We start from the raw sequence: 15,531 nt of genomic DNA, 5'->3' as shown, positions 1-15,531 counted from the left end.
CGGGCGACGGCTCGTTCCGTGCATTCGTTGCGGGCTACGCCCCGCGCGCGCTTCGCCGGAGAGTTTGTCGGATGCACGGTCGAGCGGCATGCCCGCCGATATTTTTCTGCAGATCGGACCATCCGGACGCACCCGCTCCGTCACATCCATACAGACGGCCGACGCTCCCCAATGTCGGGGACGAGGCCCGAACGCCGGATCGACGTCTCGAGAGACGGAGATCCCGGCGGATCGATGCCGATGCGTGGCGCTCGTCTTCCACCAAACCAGGAGAGATAGACATGTTGTGCAACACTTCCATCCTCGTCAGCTTCGCGCTCATGACCGCCGGTTCGGCGGCGCTTGCCTGTGACCTGCCTCCGGCGGCGATGCTCGGCGAGGACGTCGAAGAGTCGAGCGAGCTCGAGCGCGAGACGTCCGGGGCAGCGCGTAACCTCGACGCCGAGGAGCTCGATGAAGATGCGGCCGAGGGTGAAGATGCGGCCGAGCTCGAACCGGCTGGGCTCGACCCGGCTTCCCGGATGGAAGCCGAACCCGCCGGCCAGCCCGACGTCCCGCTGCCCCCGGCCGGGCTCGACCCGGCTTCCCGGATGGAAGCCGAACCCACCGACCGGCCCGACGACCCGCTGCCCCCGGCCGGGCTCGACCCGGCTTCCCGTATGGAAGTCGAACCCGTCGACCTGCCCGACGACCCGCTGCCCCCGGCCGGGCTCGACCCGGCTTCCCGTATGGAAGTCGAACCCGTCGACCTGCCCGATGACCCGCTGCCGCCGAATTCCCCGCTCGATCCCCGGTGGGACGTCGACACCTCGGGGTCGAACCTTGACCCGGCGGCCCGAGCCTACCTGGACCAGGCCGGCGTGTCCGATGCCTCCTCGATCGGCGCCACGATGTGGGTCGACGCGTGCCGGGTCATGGCCCATCAAGGCGCTGGAACGTTCAACTCCGGCGTGACCCGGACCTGCTCGTGGGCCAATGTTAACTCGGGCTGGATCATCATCGAGACGGCTTATGACGTCCTTCAGAACAAGAACGGTCGCGGCAGCGCGTCGGTCAGTTCGACGAATGGCCCTGTCACCATCTCCAGCGCTGATTTCGGCCCCAGGTTCGACGCGGCAATCTCGCTCGCCCACGGCGCCGGAGATGCGGCATCGGCGAAGAAGCTCGAGTTGGAGTATCAACGCCTCAACGGTTACTCCTTCCAGTTCTCTGGCGCCGGCAACCAGTTGGTCGCATCTGTGACGGCGAACGGTGGCCTGTTTCAGGGGGCGCGGATCGAGATCCAGGCCAGGGCCAGGCTGTTGCGCGTGCATTGAAGCGCGGGACTCTGGCCATTGCGCAGGGGCCGCAATCGACACGGCGTCCCCTGGCGCGCAGGACTCCGGCATGGGAGCGATCAGCTGATCACGACCGCGCCGTGAAATAAGCGCGAGGAGACCCAGTTACTAAAACGTCTCGCCGTCCAGCACAAACTGCGCGCAGATGTTGTCCGAGCTTCGTCTTCCGATCACGCAACGGAGTAGATTGAGCCCCCGATCCACCGCACCAAGCAGGTAGCTCGGCCTCCGACTGCGCAATGGTGCAGGCTTCCTGTCGGAGGGTCGTTCGAGCAAACGGATAGACCCGCTCGCCACTCACGCATGTGTCGACTCACTCACGGGAGGGGTCACCTCGCTGTCCCGCCGTCACGCGCTCGGCCTCGTCCAGTACGGCGCGCAAGGCGATGACCGCACCGCTCGGAGGACGCCTCTTCATACGAGGACTGGTCACTTTTTCGGGGCAATCACGATCGTCGAGGACCCCATCTGCCGCTCAGCTCCTGAGGTGCAGCCGCACCCGGATAATGCGCATAGGGCGGAATGTGGGCGTTCGGGCCGCTCACCGTCGCGGGCGACGCTGCCGGCGTCTCGGCCTCGTCTTCGCGGGCGCCGATGGTGACCACATTCCAGCCGAACGGCGCCAGCTTGTAATTGCTGTGAGCTGTCCGTGAGCGTGGGCCTCTGGCTAGCTTGTGCATCCCGGGCGTGACGAACGGTCGCGGCGCGGCCTCCTTGGGATTGATCGGCTTCCCGTCGCCCCGACCTCGAACATCGGCTGCGTTCGACAGGCGAGCCGACCGCCGCCCCGCAACTCGCCAATCCGCGCCGCGACTGGAGCGCGATCGAGGTGAGCCGCTGGGACGCGTGCGGCCTGCGCCAACTCGGCGACGGAACGACCACGGATCGAGACGAACCGGTCCGCGTCGGCAAGAACGCCGGGCGGACGGACGTCGCCGCTGGCGGATCGACCACGTGCGGCATCGATCGCGGTGCGCCAGTCGCTGCGCTTACCGACGCGTCGAGGGTGCCGGAACGTACCGCCGCCGGTGACCGACAGCCGCGCGCGCCGCTCCTCGCCTGCGATCGTGAGTCGTTCGCGGCGTCCGCCGCGGCGCCGCACAAATTTTGCTGCGCGCCGCGATCGGGGCTAACGTGCCGTCTGGAATGTCGGGGGCTCTCACCGCCCTGCTGGCCCTCATCGTGGTCGGGGGCGCCAATCCGGACGCGCCCGTGACCGCCACGGTCGCCGGCGATCCGGCGTGCGTCCGCTTGCTCGAGCAGACCAGGTTCCTTGAGGAGCCCGAGTGGATCGACCATGTCGTCCGGCCGCGCGAGACCCTGTGGCAGATCGGCGTCCGCTACGGCGTGACCCGTGAGGCGCTGGTCGAGTGGAACGAGCTCGAGGGCGTGCGGGCCCGCGTGCGCTCGGGCAATCGGCTTAAGGTGCTCACCGACCGGGTGCCGCCGCCGCGGGAGCGGATCATGTACACCGCCGAGCCGGGTGATGACTGGGGCGAGGTGGCGATCCGTCACCGCGTCAACCTCGACGACCTCCGGGCCTGGAATTGGAAGAAGACCGACACGCTCGAGCCCGGGATGACCCTGGCGATCTGGATCGATCCCGGCGCCCCGCGGACTGTCCATTGTCGCCGCGGCGAGCCCCCGCCGCCGCTCGAATTTCGCAAGGACGCCGTGAGTCGCGGCTATCCGTCGGGCGGACGGCTGATCCGCGGGATCCTCGTCCCGCTCTCGCCGCTGTGGAAGCGCGGCAAGAAGGACGAGATGTGGGCCAGCTCGCACACCCTAGCGACGATGATCGAGGCTTTCACGCGCCTCCGGGTCGACAGCGGCTACGACGGCGAGGTCTTCGTCGGCACCGTCAGCCGCCGCAAGGGCGGCAAATTCAGGCCGCACAAATCGCACCGCACCGGCCTCGACATCGACGTTCGTCTGCCGCTGTTGCCGACCATCCCGCTCGAGACCTACCCGACCGCCGAGGCCGTCGACTGGCCGGCCCTCTGGGAGCTGATCAAGGCCTTCCTCGACACCGGCCAGGTCTCGGTCATCTTCCTCGACGAGCGCCTGCAAGAGCACCTCTACTGGGCCGCGCGCTGGGACGGCAAGACCCCCGACGAGCTGGCGCCCATCATCCACTGGCCGCGCAAGGGCAAGAAGTGGGAGTCCATCATCCAGCACGCGCGCGGCCACAAGGGCCACATCCACGTCCGCCTCCTCTGCGGTCCGAACGAGGCCCTCTGTCGACCCGGCCGCGCCGAGACCCTCGAGCGACGCGGATGGGTCGAACCCCGCCCGAGCTCCAAGGACTCGCGCGACGGCGCCCGCGCACGCCGGGAGGCGTGGCTGCTCTCCATGCGCGGCGTCGACAGCGAGACCGGCGAAGACGAGCCCTGAGCGCTCGCCGACCATGCTGCGGCGAATCGTCATCAGCCCTGCGCTCGTCATGCTCGGCGCAGTACCGGTCACGGACCGGTGCTGGTGTCGCCCGGATCTGAGGCTGACGAATGCGAAGTCGGGTGCGTCGGCGGCGAAGGTGACCACGACGACGAGCTTCTGCCCGCACACCTCACTCATCGGAGCCGCGACGACGGTACCGATCAGGCTCAGGCCGTCATGGGCGTAGCTCACCGCCGCGCTGCCAGCGTGGCAGAGCTCGGCCGCGCCATCGCCTCCACGCCGCTTCAGGTCGTTGCCGGGCAGGCGAGAGCGCCGCGACAGGCCGCGAGAGAACTAGCAGGGTGCTGAAAAAGGACGGCGTAACCACACGCGCGGGACGGAACTGAGGGCGTTGCCTTGCGTGCGCGATTTCGTACATTGGTCGTATGCGCGGCACCAAGGCCCCTCAGTCCAGCATGATCTGCTTGATCTCGACCGAGTCGAGGATCCCTGAGCGGCACCCGCTGCGCGCAGTGAAGAAGCTCGTCGACGCGGCGCTGAAGGACCTCGTGCCTGTGTTCGAGGGCATGTACGCGAAGATCGGACGGCCGTCGATCCCGCCGGAGTCGCTGCTCAAGGCGACGCTGCTCATGGCCCTGTACTCCGTGCGAAGTGATCGGATGTTCTGCGAGCAGCTCGACTACAACATCCTGTTCCGCTGGTTCCTCGACATGGACATGACCGAGGACGCGTTCCATCCGACGACGTTCACGAAGAACCGCGAGCGTCTCATGGACCACGACGCCGCCCGTCAGTTCTTCGCGCTGGTCGTCGGCCAGGCCAAGGCCGCCGGTCTGATGAGCAGCGAGCATTTCTCGGTCGACGGCACGCTGATCGAGGCGTGGGCCTCGCTCAAGAGCTTCAAGCGCAAGGACGAGCCTGTCGAGGAGAAGCCGCCTGTCGGCGACGCGAAGAACCCCACGATCGACTTCCATGGCGAGAAGCGGGGCAACGAGACGCACGCGTCGACGACCGACCCGGAGGCCAGGCTGGCGCGCAAGGGCAACGGCAAGGAGGCCAAGCTGTCGTATGCCCAGCACGTGCTGATGGAGAACCGCAACGGGCTCATCGTCGACATGTGCATCACCCACGCCCATGGCCGCGCCGAGGTCGAGGCCGCGTACATGATGCTCGAGCGCAACGATCCGACGCGAAGCCGGCGCACCGTCGCCGCCGACAAGGGCTACGACACGCGCGACTTCGTCGAGGGCTGCCGCAGGATCGGCGTGACGCCGCACGTCGCCATGAACACGGGCCGCAGTGGTGGGTCGGCGATCGATGGCCGCACCTCGCGTCACGACGGTTACCTGAACAGTCAGCGCTTCCGGAAGCGAATCGAAGAAGTCTTCGGCTGGGAAAAGACGGTCGCTAACTTCCGCAAGACCCGATTCCGCGGCAAGCAGCGGAACGAGATGGCGTCGCTCCTCGTCGGCGCCGCCTACAACCTGCTCCGGATGGCGAAGCTGCTGCTGCCAATCGCGTGAGGCCCCGCGGGTCCGGGGTCGAACCCCGGGCCCGCAGAGGGCGGCAGGCCTCCCGCGGGGAGGCGGCCGGCCCAACAAGTCTTCTCGGACAGGCGTGTTGGACGCGGCGACCGGCTCAGATTCGAGCGCTCGAGTCTTTCTTCAGCGTCCTGCTAGTATTGAGTGGAACAAGTTCTGACCCGCCGGCCACCCTCTCGAAATCCAAGCCAAACTCAGAACGATCGAGAACCTGCTCTCCGAGGGGTTCCGAGAGGATGGGGTCTTGCCTCCACATGCCCCCAGGTGACCCTCCGAACCCCGGTTCGGGTTAAGTTTTGGTTAAGTAAATCTGGCTGGACAAACAGGAGCCCGCCTTCGGTAGTCCGGAGGCGGGCTTCGTGGTGTCGAGCTTCGTCCCAGCTCACGTAACCGGTTCTTCGGCCTCGGCCTGCGCTTCAACGAGAGCGAGGAGCCGAAGGCCGAGTTGTGTGGGGATACACCTGCCTCGGGTATCGGATATGCCGAAGTCGGTTTCGATGGCAAGGCGACGAGAGATCAAGCGAACGGCATGATCGTGTTCCAGGCTATCGGGCAACCCCATGTTCACCGGAGGCATGTTCTCGCTCCTAAATCGATACGGTTGCTTGCGGAACTCGAGATTGGGGCCCATGTCTATTAAAGTCCGGATGTCCCCATACGTAAGCTCCGACAGAATGCCCAAGAGCCGCAGTGTCAACCCCTCCTCATACTGTTTGGGGTCAAAGGCGTTCCGCAGAGCGTTGCCCAGGAGCTTGCGCTTCTTCGCGTCCGAGCTCTGCCGCCAGACGTCGAACCCGGCCCGGAACAGCGCAACAAGGTCGCTTGGACTCGCCCCAAGGTGCCCGAGTCGGGTTTGCCACTCTTCGAGGGTGGCCTGGAGCTTCGCTGTTCGACGGTCAGAGTCCTGGAGCGCCTTCTGGATCTCCTCCAGGGTCCATTCGTGACGATGGATCCTGGGCTCCATGGCGGAGACTCGGTTGGCCACCCGAGCTACATTGTTCTTGGCGAACAAAATCTCCTCGAACACGAACTCCTCGTACTCGTGGGCGCATAGCTTCTCCATCCGCGATGCGTTGCCTTCGAGGCCGAAGAACGTCGCCACACCCTCGATGAATTTGAGGGGGCTTAGCGACGACGCAGCGTCGACGATCTGGATCGCAGCCTTGGTCTGGCGAATGTCGTCATTCATGCCCGATGGATTTCCGGCTCAGGTTGAGTTTTCCGTCACGCAAGGGTCGGTCGCTTGACCCCCGTAGAGGGCCAGGAAGGCCACGAGGACGAGGTCGATCCTGGAGGTGAATAGGATCACTACGAGGCCGCCCCCTTCCAAACGTGATCTTCGTAAGCACGGGCGATCAGCACCAGCAGGCTCGCGGAGAGATACACCGTGGCCTCTGCGTCCTTCTCAGTCGCGCGCCCCTCTTCCGGCTTGGTGGCCTCGCTGTGCGCCCCACGATCGCCTCGAAGCGCATGGAGCTTCTTCATGATCTCCCCGTGCTGCGGCGCCCAGAGTTTCTTCTGGTTGAGGATGTCCACGCTCGCATTGGTCTGAAGAGAAGCGGAGTGCTTTGCGGGCAAGATCTCCTTGACCAGGACTCGAAGCATCCCTTCAAGGGCTTCGGCAGAGTGATGCACGGCCTGCTTGTAGTCCTTCTTCTTCCAAGAATTGAGGGCCTTGCGAAATTCCCGCTCGGTGTCTCGGAAGATCTCGTAACGAATTAAGACATGAAGGCATGGCTCCATCACATCTTTGAACAAGACCGGCTCCGAGGACCGGATCAGCTCGCCTCCGTCGAACTGGTAGCCAATATTTCGCTCCGCCAGATGGCCGTTGACGTTGGAGATTCCGGTTGCAAACCGTTCATTCAATGCTTGAGAGCCACGCCCATCTTCCACAATCCGAACCATGTGGCGGAGCACGACCGCTGTGGCGTCAAGCGCGGCAAGATCCTCTTTGGCATCGAGGATATATGCGAGGGTATTCGCTATTCCACGAGGTGGGCGGTCCGCCTCGATCTGCCGCCTAAACTTGTCAATGTTGGGCCCGGGTGGATGCTCTCCATGGAACACGTGCTCCACGATGTCGAGCCGAATATCCTCGACAATGTCTTCGTACTCTTGGAACAGCTCAAGTTCCTTGAAAGCGCGACGGATGGAGAACACCACCGCGGTGCGTGCGGCGAGATCGAATGGTGAAAGGGGTTCCACGATCAGTCCACGTGCTTTCTTTCGCTCGAGTGTGTCTAACAAAGCCACGGCGTACTCCTTCAGCCTGTCTTTTGGCCCCCATCTGAGGATGGCTTGAACTCTCCGGCGGCGAGCTTGGAACGGATCTCCTCGAAGCTGAAGCCGTTCTCGAGAAGAGACTGAACCCACGCGGCTTGGGAGACCGAGTGGAGGGGCCACCGAGCGCTCCGACCCCTCCGACCGCCATGAACGATCGTGGACTTGGGCATGACGCCCTCGCGTCCCCACCTCGTGATCGTCGATGCATCTACACCGACCGCTTCAGCGATCTCGGCGGTCGTCCGCCACGGCCTCCCCGACGCGCCTGAAGTGTCGTCCGACACGCCCCAAGTTTAGCTGCGCGGAGCTTGTGATTTCCGGGCCCTCGAGGGTGACTCGTGCGTCATCAATACCTTGTCGACGCGCTGAGGAACCATCATGACCAACACCCCCAGGAAGCCCAGAACCCGCGCCAGCCCCTGCCAGACGGCCGCATCCTCCTGTTGCGCGAGGACACGAGCATGTCCTCGGCGCTTGGCGCGCTCCTTCGCCAAGCCCTGGCCCGGACCCGAAACGTCGAGGAGTGCGCACAGCTCACCGGCGTCTCCGTGGCCAAGCTGCGAGCGATCGCCCGGTCCACCAACACCCCCCTGCTGTTCCCGGTCCGCGACCCTCTCGACGATGAGGATCGGCCCAGGCGCCTGCAGTTCGTGACCCAGCAGCTCGGCGATCTCGGCATCGAGGCCCGCGTCGGCGTCGGCCTTGTGATCCTCGAGCTCGAGACCGCCGAACACCTCGTCGCTCTCCTGCGAGACCTGCAGGAGTTCGAGACCCGGGGGCACTTGTGATCGCGGTCGACATGGACGTCGAGGACATGCCGCCGCGCCCTGTAGGGTCCCCCGTGGACTTCTTCGAGCGCTTGAGCCTCGCCCTCAAGACCACCGACGCGACCGTGCTGGACGCGGCCGCGAGGGACTTCCGCGGGATCTACCACATCTCGAACCAAGTGGCCGAACACCTGCCGCCCTTTCTCGGCTGGCTCCCGGCCTGCTGCGACCCAGATCGTCTGCGCGAGGGCTACGAGGCCGGACAGATCATCGTCTGGATTATTCCGCTCGAGGAAGCCCGGGTCATGGTCTTCGAGAGCCCGCGCGAGTCCGGTTTCCTCAAACTCGCGTAGCCGTACACATGCGCGAACGACAAAGCCCCCGGGGATCAACCTGGGGGCTTTGCATTTCCTACGGATTCCGTTGGGAATCCTTCAAGGGTCTACCGCGGCCCTATCGTTTATCCTCCTCGATCGCGCGGAGCATCTGGTGTCGCACGAACTCCAAGTGAAAGCATGCATCCTGGATCTGCCCCAGGTCCCTAAGCGCGCGCCCGCAATCCTCGAGAGAGAGGGGCTTTTCGGGATCGTGGCTCTTGGAGGTCTGCTCCATCAGTGCGCACCGGAAAAGAGCGCATGGTATTCCCGATCTCATGGATTGCATTTTCGAGGTCATTGTCTTTCATGGATTCACTTTCCCCCTTTCAGGGTCGACAAGAACGACCTGGCGAAGATTCCCACCAAGTCAGCAGCATCCTCACCACCAAGTAGTTCCGCCAAGAGCTTCTTGTTCTCGCGGGCACCCGCGACCGGCATGCCGCCCGATATGGGCGCGGTCGTCGCCGGAATCCTCGACGACGAGGGCCCCGTCAAGAGCCCCGCTCGGTTCAAGCCGAGCAAGAATCGCGGGGTGCTGCTTGTGGGGCCGGAGATGCCGAGGCGCGGTAGGTTCACGCTGCTGGTCTCGGATTCGTTCTGGCTCGATGTCACCGAGGTCGGCGATACGGTGCGGCTCGACTTCAGGCCGAGGAGGATCCGCGAGCGGGTGGAGCTCTGGCGCAGGAAGTGGGGCCTATGACGACGCAAGAGCGCTGGCGAGCCCACGTGGACGCGTGGAAGTCGAGCGGCCTGTCGAGCAGGGCCTACGCGGCGAAGGCCGGCGTCAACCAGCGGACGCTGACGTGGTGGAAGTCGAAGCTGGCGAGCGCGGGCGCGACGGAGCAGCTCGCAGCGCCGGCTGCCGACGCCGGCGTGATCGAGCTCGACGTCGGCGGCGTGCACGTCCAGGTACGAGGTCGCGTGGAGGCCGAGGCGCTCGCGCTCGCGCGTGCTCGACGTGCTGGAGGCGCGCCGATGATCCCGACGTCGGTGCGGATCTTCGTCTGCACGCAGCCCCTCGACATGCGGCGCAGCTTCGATGGACTCGCCGCGGCGGCGAAGCAGATGCTCGGCGAAGACCCGCGGAGCGGCGCGCTGTTCATGTTCACGAACCGGCGCTCGAACCGCCTCAAGGTGCTGTGGTGGGACAAGAACGGCTACTGCTTGCTGTGCAAGCGGCTGCACCAGGCGCTGTTCCGGTTACCGTCCGCGAATGACCCTTCGGACAGGTCGGGAGCGCCAGGAGGTCCTGGAGGCTAAGGCTCCCGCTCGACGGGCGGCGCTATGTTGCCTCGACAGAGCCCTTCCGCCAGTCGGAGCCGTCTGGCCACAACGGAACAAGTCCAGGTCGTGCCCAGAACTCCTCGCACTGGCCGAGGTGCATGAGGCGACTCATGTACTCGTTCGGGATCTGCGAAGTCGCCATCCAGACCGCGATTCTCTTCTCGCCGTCTGGGCGGTCCTTGGGGCTCATCCCCTGGACGCGGCCGCCACTTCGAAGGTAGAGGGTATGGTGCGTCTTGACGACCCTATCAGCCTCGCCGCCCAGCTCGTCGCGTAGTTGCAGGAGGAGTTCGAAACAAGCTGCGCGGGTGTCGGCCCAGAGCCAGACATCGGTTTTTTTGTGACTGCGTATCCGCTCGGCGATAAACTGGATGGGATTCGAGGGGAGGTCGTTTGCGATTCGAAGCGGAAGAGGCGCCATTGCGCTCCATCTTGTGCCTCGCATCGCGGCGCGCAAGTGGCGACGTGGCCACTGCGTCCACGCCTCTTCGGCGCCGGTGAGCGCTGCCCGCTGACGCGGCTACGCCCGGACCGTGTCCCCGCATCCGGCGAGGACCAGCGCAGCGAGGATCGGTGCGCGGGTCACCCTGCAAGCCTCACCCCGGCTGGGGTCCGTGTCAGCTCGAAACCGCTCCGCGTCCACCCACGCGCTCGTCGCTTCACCGCGCCAGCACCGCCCAACACATCGCGGCTGATCAACCCCTCGCTCGAGGCCGCGTGACGCCTGCTCCGTGGCGTGCGGCGGTCACCGCAGAACTGCCTGTTCGAGTTGACCCGCTCCGGCGGCTCGGCGAGCTTCACAGTCGACGGGTCGGCGAGGTCCTCGGCGATCCGCACAAACGATTGAGCGCGGGCTCGCCGGGCCCGAGATGCTCGCCAACACAGGCGGCTTCGCGGTGATCCGGCGGCGCTGCAGGGGATGGGGGCGGAGATAGCGCGCCTCGGCGTCGATCGCCGCCGGCGAGCAGAAGCGAGCGAGACGAGGCGCCCTGGGCGTCAGCTATCGATCTGGACATCATGGAACACCCGCAGGATCAGCGCCGCATTGATGACAGTCATGAAATCGGCGAATTGATCCTGCTCCTGCGATACTGCATCCAAGGTCGCGCGTCGCCCGCGAGTTCTTCGCGCTGGTCGTGGGCCAGGCGAAGGCCGCCGGTCTGATGAGCAGCGAGCACTTCTCGGTCGACGCACGCTGATCGAGATCTCGAGGCCCTCGCGCGCCATCTGCTGGCGCTGCCGATTGAGCGGCAAGTGATTCCGCACGGACGCCGGGATCATCGTCGCCCCTCCGACACGTCGAGCACTCGCCCGAGCACGTCGGCCTCGACATGGCCGCGGAGCCGGAGCGGGCTGCGTGGTGTGCGCATGTTTCCCCTTATCCCCTGCGCGCAAGAGTGCCTGTCTTGAAGTAAACTCGGATTCATGGGCAAGGAGTCCAAGAGCCGGAGAGGACGGCGTCAGGATCGCAACAGCGCTCCAGCTGCAAAGCAGCCGGCGAATCCACTGTCGCCCGAGAGCCCTTCGGTGTCGCCGGCGACCTCGGTCGCGCCCAACGACTGGGCTATCACCCTCTCTATTTCCCAGTACGAGACGTTTTTTCGTATCGCCCGCGCAAGCTTTTCGCAGCTCGGGAAGGTCCAGGAGAGGGAGATGGTCTGGCCGGCCGGAACCCACCCGGATCCGGACTCGATGAGAAAATCTTCCTACGAGCAGAGACAACGCTTTGCTGCCGTCGCGGTGATTTTTTCGGCGCTCACGCTCGAGTCGTTCATTAATCACTATGGCAGTCAACTCGACACAGATCTTTTCGATGCATTAGACAGAAGCAATGCGGCAAAGTGGCAACTATTTCCGTTGCTTCGATGCGGAAAAAAGCTGAAGCCGGGCACGACCGCGATGAATGGTATCGTTAGCCTTTTCAGAATCCGAGATCGACTAGTTCACGATAAGCCGCATAAGTCCACGATCGGGCCTCAGCTTGATCCGAAAGATTTCAAGGTCCAGCCGATCGATCAGGCAACAAAGATGGACCCGATAAAGCACGTACGTGATGCGCTAGAAGCTCTTAGAGAGCTAGACCCTTCCATCGAGATCGATTGGGCATTTGAAAAAGTGGAGCCCGATTGGAACTTTCTCCTTTGACTCACTCCGACTTCGGCGCAGTGAAGCGGCCCGCACCCTTCGGCGAGCCCGAGCGCGTAGCTCTCCCTCCAAGGAGGTGGTCCCGAGCATCCAGCTCAGAGCCTCATCGACCTTGAAGACCTTGCGGAGGTGCAGCTCGAAGCGGAGCCTGTCAATGATTTTGAGACACGGTGCTGGCCAGGTTTAGTGAGTGTGAGAATCCACCGGCGTGGCAGTCCTGGGATGCCTCGGCAGCGATGCACCTGTCCGTAAGGACATGGATGTCGTACTCGCGAAGGCCGCTGTCGAAGCGGCGCGGTGGGTTGATATAGACCGCGGAGGGGGGTCGTCGCGGCGTGGACCGTCCGCGGACGAAGCGCTCCGGGTGGGCCTCGTAGGCGGCGTGGAGGGCGGCAGTCCTGACGGACAGGATGGCCTCGGTGCGGCCGTAATGCACGTCGGCGGGCGCCAGGAAGGCGATGCCGGAGTGACGGTGGTGATGGTTGTAGCCGTCGACGAAGCGGGCGCAGAAGGCGTGGGCGTCGTCGTAGGAGGCGAAGCGGGCGGGGTAGTCGTGGGTGTACTTGAGGGTCTTGAAGTGGGCTTCCGAGTACGGGTTGTCGTCTCTGACGTGGGGCCGGCTGTGCGAGCGGCGGGCGCCGAGGGCGTCGTAGAGGTCGGCGAGCTCGCGGGACGTCGGGACGGCGCCGCGATCGGCGTGGATGGTCAATTGGTCAGGTTGGATGTTCTGTTTGTCGCAGGCGGCGCGAATGAGGCGCGCGGCGATGTCGGCGGTCTCGCGGCGCGCGAGGGTCACGCGGACGACACAGCGGCTGTAGATGTCGAGCAGGACGTACAGGTAGTAGTATTGGCCCTTCGTCGGTCCTCGCAGCCAGGTCACGTCCCACGACCACACCTGGTTCGGCGCGGTCGCCAGCAGCTCGGGGCGCTTGTACTCGGTGTCGCCGCTGGCGCCGCCGCTCGCGGAGCTCGCCCTCGGCGGCGAGCAGGCGATACATCGTCCGCGCGCTGCACACCCAGCGCTGCTCGTCGAGCAGGGTCGGCACGATCACCTCGGGCACCTTGTCGATGAAGCGCTCACTGTGCAGAAGCGCCAGCGCCTCCTGGCGCTCGTCCGGGCTCAGCGCCCGCGGAGACCGCCGTGGCCTGGGCGGCCTCGCCGGCGCGGGGTGGCGACGGCGGTACACCGTCGCCCGCGAGACCCCGAGCGCCTCGCATGCCCGTGGAAGACCTGTCCTCTCGGACAGCTCGCCCGCCTGCGCGATCAGAGCTTCTCGGACGGCTCGAGCGTCGCTAGCGGGATCCCGAGCAATTGCGAGACTTTTTTTTGGACGTCGATGATCAGCTCCGCCGTCTCGAGCTTCTGCTCGAGCTGCGCCACCTTGCGGCGCAAGCGCTCCATCTCCCGGTCCTGCTTCGGCTTCGGTCCGCGCTTCTTCGGCTTCAACGCCCCCAGCGTACCCTCGTCCCGCTGTCGCCTCCAGGTCGACAGCAACGAACTGTACAGGCCCTCCCGCCGCAGGATGGCGCCGATCTGCCCCTGGCGTGATCGGTCAGGGCGAGGATCTTCCGCTTGTACGCGGCCGTGAAGCTGCGGCCGGTCGCCTTCTCGGCGGTCTCGGGGTCGGGCTCTCGTGCTTGAGTCGCCATCGGATCCATGCCTCCGCTTATTCGCCCGATCCCGCCCCGAGCTCCACCCTCGGAGGCTCTTAAATCTCGAAAAGCACCGCCCCACGTGCAGCAAGAATTTCGACGGGACTAAATGTTGCGGACTCGTCGCATCGGTGCTCGACACGCTCTCGCCCGGTCTGCTCGATTGCTCCCCGTTGCCGCGCTTGTGGACGGCGCTCCTGCCGCTCGCACACGATGTCATCGGTGCAGCAAGAATTTCAAGGGGACTATACCGTTGCGGACTCGTCGTATCGGTGCCCAACGACCTCGACGCGCTCTCGTCCAGCCTACTCGATTGCCTCCCGTGGCCGCTCTTCTCGATGGTTACTCGAATGCCTGCTACCGAATGGCGGGGGCGAGCTTGAGGGCGCGGCTCTTGGGCAAGGATGGGACGAGGCACAGCAACCTGCTGTGCCGCGAGGGCGAGCGTGTGTAGCTGCACCGCATGTCGTGCGGCAACGAAGGTAGCCGGCGAGCCGGCCCCGGCCCGCCGCTGGCTCTCCGCGCCTGGAACAACGGCACAGGTCCTTCCGACCGGGCGCTGAGGCGGGCGCGGGCCGCCCTCGAGCTTGCCGCCATACTCGCCGCCGACGCCCCCGCCTGCGCGACGCCCAACTGACGACAAACTATTCTACACTCCCCGTTGTGCGCACTCTTCCGTGGCTCGTCTCGTTGCTCTCGGCCTGCACCGCCGTCCCACCGCGTCCGGACGTCGCCGAACCGTCCGCTCCCGTCCCTCCGTCTGTTCCCGCCCCTCCGCCCGCGATCCCGGCGGGGATGGTCCGCGTCCCCGAGGGCGCGTTCATGATGGGCTGCGCCTCCCACGACGCCGCCTGCCGAGACGCCGAGCGACCGCAGCATGAGGTCTGGCTCGACACTTTCGACATTGACAGACTCGAGGTGACGCTCGCCGACTACCGCCGCTGCGTTGCCGACGGCGCCTGCAGGACCGAGCACATGACCCATGAATACTGCTTGTGGGGCAAGACCGATCGCCCCGATCTCCCGATCAATTGCGTTCGGTGGCTCGACGCAGCCGCATATTGCGCATGGGCCGGCAGGCGGCTGCCGAGCGAAGCCGAGTGGGAGAAGGCCGCGCGCGGCACCGACGCCCGCATCTACCCGTGGGGCAACGACCCGCCGGGCCCGACCCACGCCAACCTCTGCGACGCGCGCTGCTCTCCGGCCTGGCCGAAGTTCCCGCCCGTCGCGTGGGACGACGGGCACGAGGGACTCGCGCCGGTCGGCCTACCCCGCGGGCGCCTCCCCGTACGGCGCGCTCGACATGATCGGCAACCTCGCCGAACACGTCCACGACTGGGTCGAGGAGGACCGCCTCGCCAACATCCGCGGCTACTCGCCCTCGGTGCAGCGCAACCCGACCGGCGCGCCGCTCGGCCGCAAACGAGCGATCCGCGGCGTCGACTATTACCTGCCGATGCTCGGCTGGGAGCGCGTCTCGGCGCGCAATGCCGGCGAACCGACGAGCAGCGACTTCAAGTACGGCATCCGCTGCGCCCGGTCGGCCCGCTAACAGACCTTCAGACCCGAGGAAGAAACTGTATCCGTCCGGACCCCTTACGTAGCCCAAGAGACCGATCTTGGCCGCTTCATGAGCTGGAAGCTCGCCGGCGGAGAGGTGTGACGAAAGACCCGACGTGGCGACAGGCGGTACAAGGGTTCCTTCCCAGGGGATGGAGCCTAGGTCGCAGGCGCGGCATCGTGT

12 protein-coding genes and 3 pseudogenes are annotated in these 15,531 nt (G+C 65.5%); 10 read left to right on the top strand and 5 right to left on the bottom strand.

The annotated features are described in order from the left end of the window. The first annotated feature begins 281 nt into the window (after positions 1-281). From POL25_RS04555 to POL25_RS04545, 3 genes are all read left to right on the top strand, one after another. Positions 282-1,316, top strand: coding sequence for a hypothetical protein (locus POL25_RS04555; RefSeq protein WP_272084597.1), 1,035 nt, complete (start codon positions 282-284; stop codon positions 1,314-1,316). A 1,167-nt stretch (positions 1,317-2,483) separates the two neighbouring features. Further along, positions 2,484-3,731, top strand: coding sequence for a LysM peptidoglycan-binding domain-containing protein (locus POL25_RS04550; protein WP_272084596.1), 1,248 nt, complete (start codon positions 2,484-2,486; stop codon positions 3,729-3,731). Between the two features lie 428 nt (positions 3,732-4,159). Then, a complete protein-coding gene (locus tag POL25_RS04545; protein ID WP_272084595.1) occupies positions 4,160-5,257 on the top strand; it encodes an IS5 family transposase in 1,098 nt (365 codons plus the stop codon). A 400-nt stretch (positions 5,258-5,657) separates the two neighbouring features. On the opposite strand, the gene POL25_RS04540 is transcribed toward POL25_RS04545, so the two are convergent. From POL25_RS04540 to POL25_RS44845, 3 genes are all read right to left on the bottom strand, one after another. Then, entirely contained in the window at positions 5,658-6,464 is an 807-nt protein-coding gene (locus POL25_RS04540; protein ID WP_272084594.1) for a hypothetical protein, read from the bottom strand. Between the two features lie 119 nt (positions 6,465-6,583). Continuing rightward, positions 6,584-7,531, bottom strand: coding sequence for a hypothetical protein (locus tag POL25_RS04535; protein ID WP_272084593.1), 948 nt, complete (start codon positions 7,529-7,531; stop codon positions 6,584-6,586). An 11-nt stretch (positions 7,532-7,542) separates the two neighbouring features. After that, the gene (locus POL25_RS44845) at positions 7,543-7,845 is read right to left on the bottom strand and encodes a MerR family transcriptional regulator (protein WP_373372065.1); all 303 of its coding nucleotides are present in this window, start codon (positions 7,843-7,845) and stop codon (positions 7,543-7,545) included. 54 nt (positions 7,846-7,899) lie between these two features. Here POL25_RS44845 and POL25_RS04530 point away from each other — a divergent pair, with 54 nt between their 5' ends. The 4 genes from POL25_RS04530 to tnpB all read left to right on the top strand — a co-directional run bounded on the left by POL25_RS04530 (position 7,900) and on the right by tnpB (position 9,965). Then, complete coding sequence (locus POL25_RS04530; RefSeq protein WP_272084592.1) at positions 7,900-8,349, top strand: hypothetical protein; 450 nt, start codon at positions 7,900-7,902, stop codon at positions 8,347-8,349. A 53-nt stretch (positions 8,350-8,402) separates the two neighbouring features. After that, positions 8,403-8,681: a hypothetical protein gene (locus POL25_RS04525; protein ID WP_272084591.1), complete on the top strand. Its 279-nt coding sequence runs from the start codon at positions 8,403-8,405 to the stop codon at positions 8,679-8,681. A 460-nt stretch (positions 8,682-9,141) separates the two neighbouring features. Further along, entirely contained in the window at positions 9,142-9,405 is a 264-nt protein-coding gene (locus POL25_RS04520; RefSeq protein ID WP_272084590.1) for a hypothetical protein, read from the top strand. Beyond that, positions 9,402-9,965 carry an IS66 family insertion sequence element accessory protein TnpB gene (gene tnpB / locus POL25_RS04515; RefSeq protein ID WP_272084589.1) on the top strand — a complete coding sequence of 188 codons (564 nt, stop codon included), beginning with the start codon at positions 9,402-9,404 and terminating at the stop codon, positions 9,963-9,965. The genes POL25_RS04520 and tnpB overlap by 4 nt, the downstream gene beginning before the upstream one ends. Before the next feature lie 1,020 nt (positions 9,966-10,985). Here the strand turns inward: tnpB and POL25_RS04510 are convergent. Beyond that, complete coding sequence (locus POL25_RS04510; RefSeq protein WP_272084588.1) at positions 10,986-11,270, bottom strand: hypothetical protein; 285 nt, start codon at positions 11,268-11,270, stop codon at positions 10,986-10,988. A gap of 144 nt (positions 11,271-11,414) precedes the next feature. Between POL25_RS04510 and POL25_RS04505 the strand changes: the two genes are divergently transcribed. Further along, the gene (locus POL25_RS04505) at positions 11,415-12,134 is read left to right on the top strand and encodes a hypothetical protein (protein WP_272084587.1); all 720 of its coding nucleotides are present in this window, start codon (positions 11,415-11,417) and stop codon (positions 12,132-12,134) included. Between the two features lie 292 nt (positions 12,135-12,426). Here POL25_RS04505 and POL25_RS04500 read toward each other — a convergent pair. Continuing rightward, positions 12,427-13,793 (bottom strand): annotated as a pseudogene (locus POL25_RS04500) (IS3 family transposase); the annotation flags it as partial. 789 nt (positions 13,794-14,582) lie between these two features. On the opposite strand from POL25_RS04500, the pseudogene POL25_RS44840 reads away from it, so the two are divergent. Next, positions 14,583-15,041: pseudogene (locus POL25_RS44840) on the top strand (formylglycine-generating enzyme family protein); the annotation flags it as partial. Between the two features lie 31 nt (positions 15,042-15,072). After that, positions 15,073-15,339, top strand: a pseudogene (locus POL25_RS45175) (SUMF1/EgtB/PvdO family nonheme iron enzyme); the annotation flags it as partial. Positions 15,340-15,531 lie beyond the last annotated feature (192 nt).

Origin of the sequence: Nannocystis bainbridge (assembly GCF_028368995.1) — a bacterium.
Lineage (GTDB): Bacteria > Myxococcota_A > Polyangia > Nannocystales > Nannocystaceae > Nannocystis > Nannocystis bainbridge.
The sequence above is the reverse complement of the archived record's forward strand: the minus strand, read 5'-3'. Positions and strand labels throughout refer to the sequence as shown.

Bases quoted from the DNA above. Each gene is read 5' to 3' on its own strand.
- POL25_RS04555 (WP_272084597.1), top strand. From the start codon at position 282: ATGTTGTGCAACACTTCCATCCTCGTCAGCTTCGCGCTCATGACCGCC.
- POL25_RS04550 (WP_272084596.1), top strand. From the start codon at position 2,484: ATGTCGGGGGCTCTCACCGCCCTGCTGGCCCTCATCGTGGTCGGGGGC.
- POL25_RS04545 (WP_272084595.1), top strand. From the start codon at position 4,160: ATGCGCGGCACCAAGGCCCCTCAGTCCAGCATGATCTGCTTGATCTCG.
- POL25_RS04540 (WP_272084594.1), bottom strand. From the start codon at position 6,464: ATGAATGACGACATTCGCCAGACCAAGGCTGCGATCCAGATCGTCGAC.
- POL25_RS04520 (WP_272084590.1), top strand. From the start codon at position 9,142: ATGCCGCCCGATATGGGCGCGGTCGTCGCCGGAATCCTCGACGACGAG.
- tnpB (WP_272084589.1), top strand. From the start codon at position 9,402: ATGACGACGCAAGAGCGCTGGCGAGCCCACGTGGACGCGTGGAAGTCG.
- POL25_RS04510 (WP_272084588.1), bottom strand. From the start codon at position 11,270: ATGATCCCGGCGTCCGTGCGGAATCACTTGCCGCTCAATCGGCAGCGC.
- POL25_RS04505 (WP_272084587.1), top strand. From the start codon at position 11,415: ATGGGCAAGGAGTCCAAGAGCCGGAGAGGACGGCGTCAGGATCGCAAC.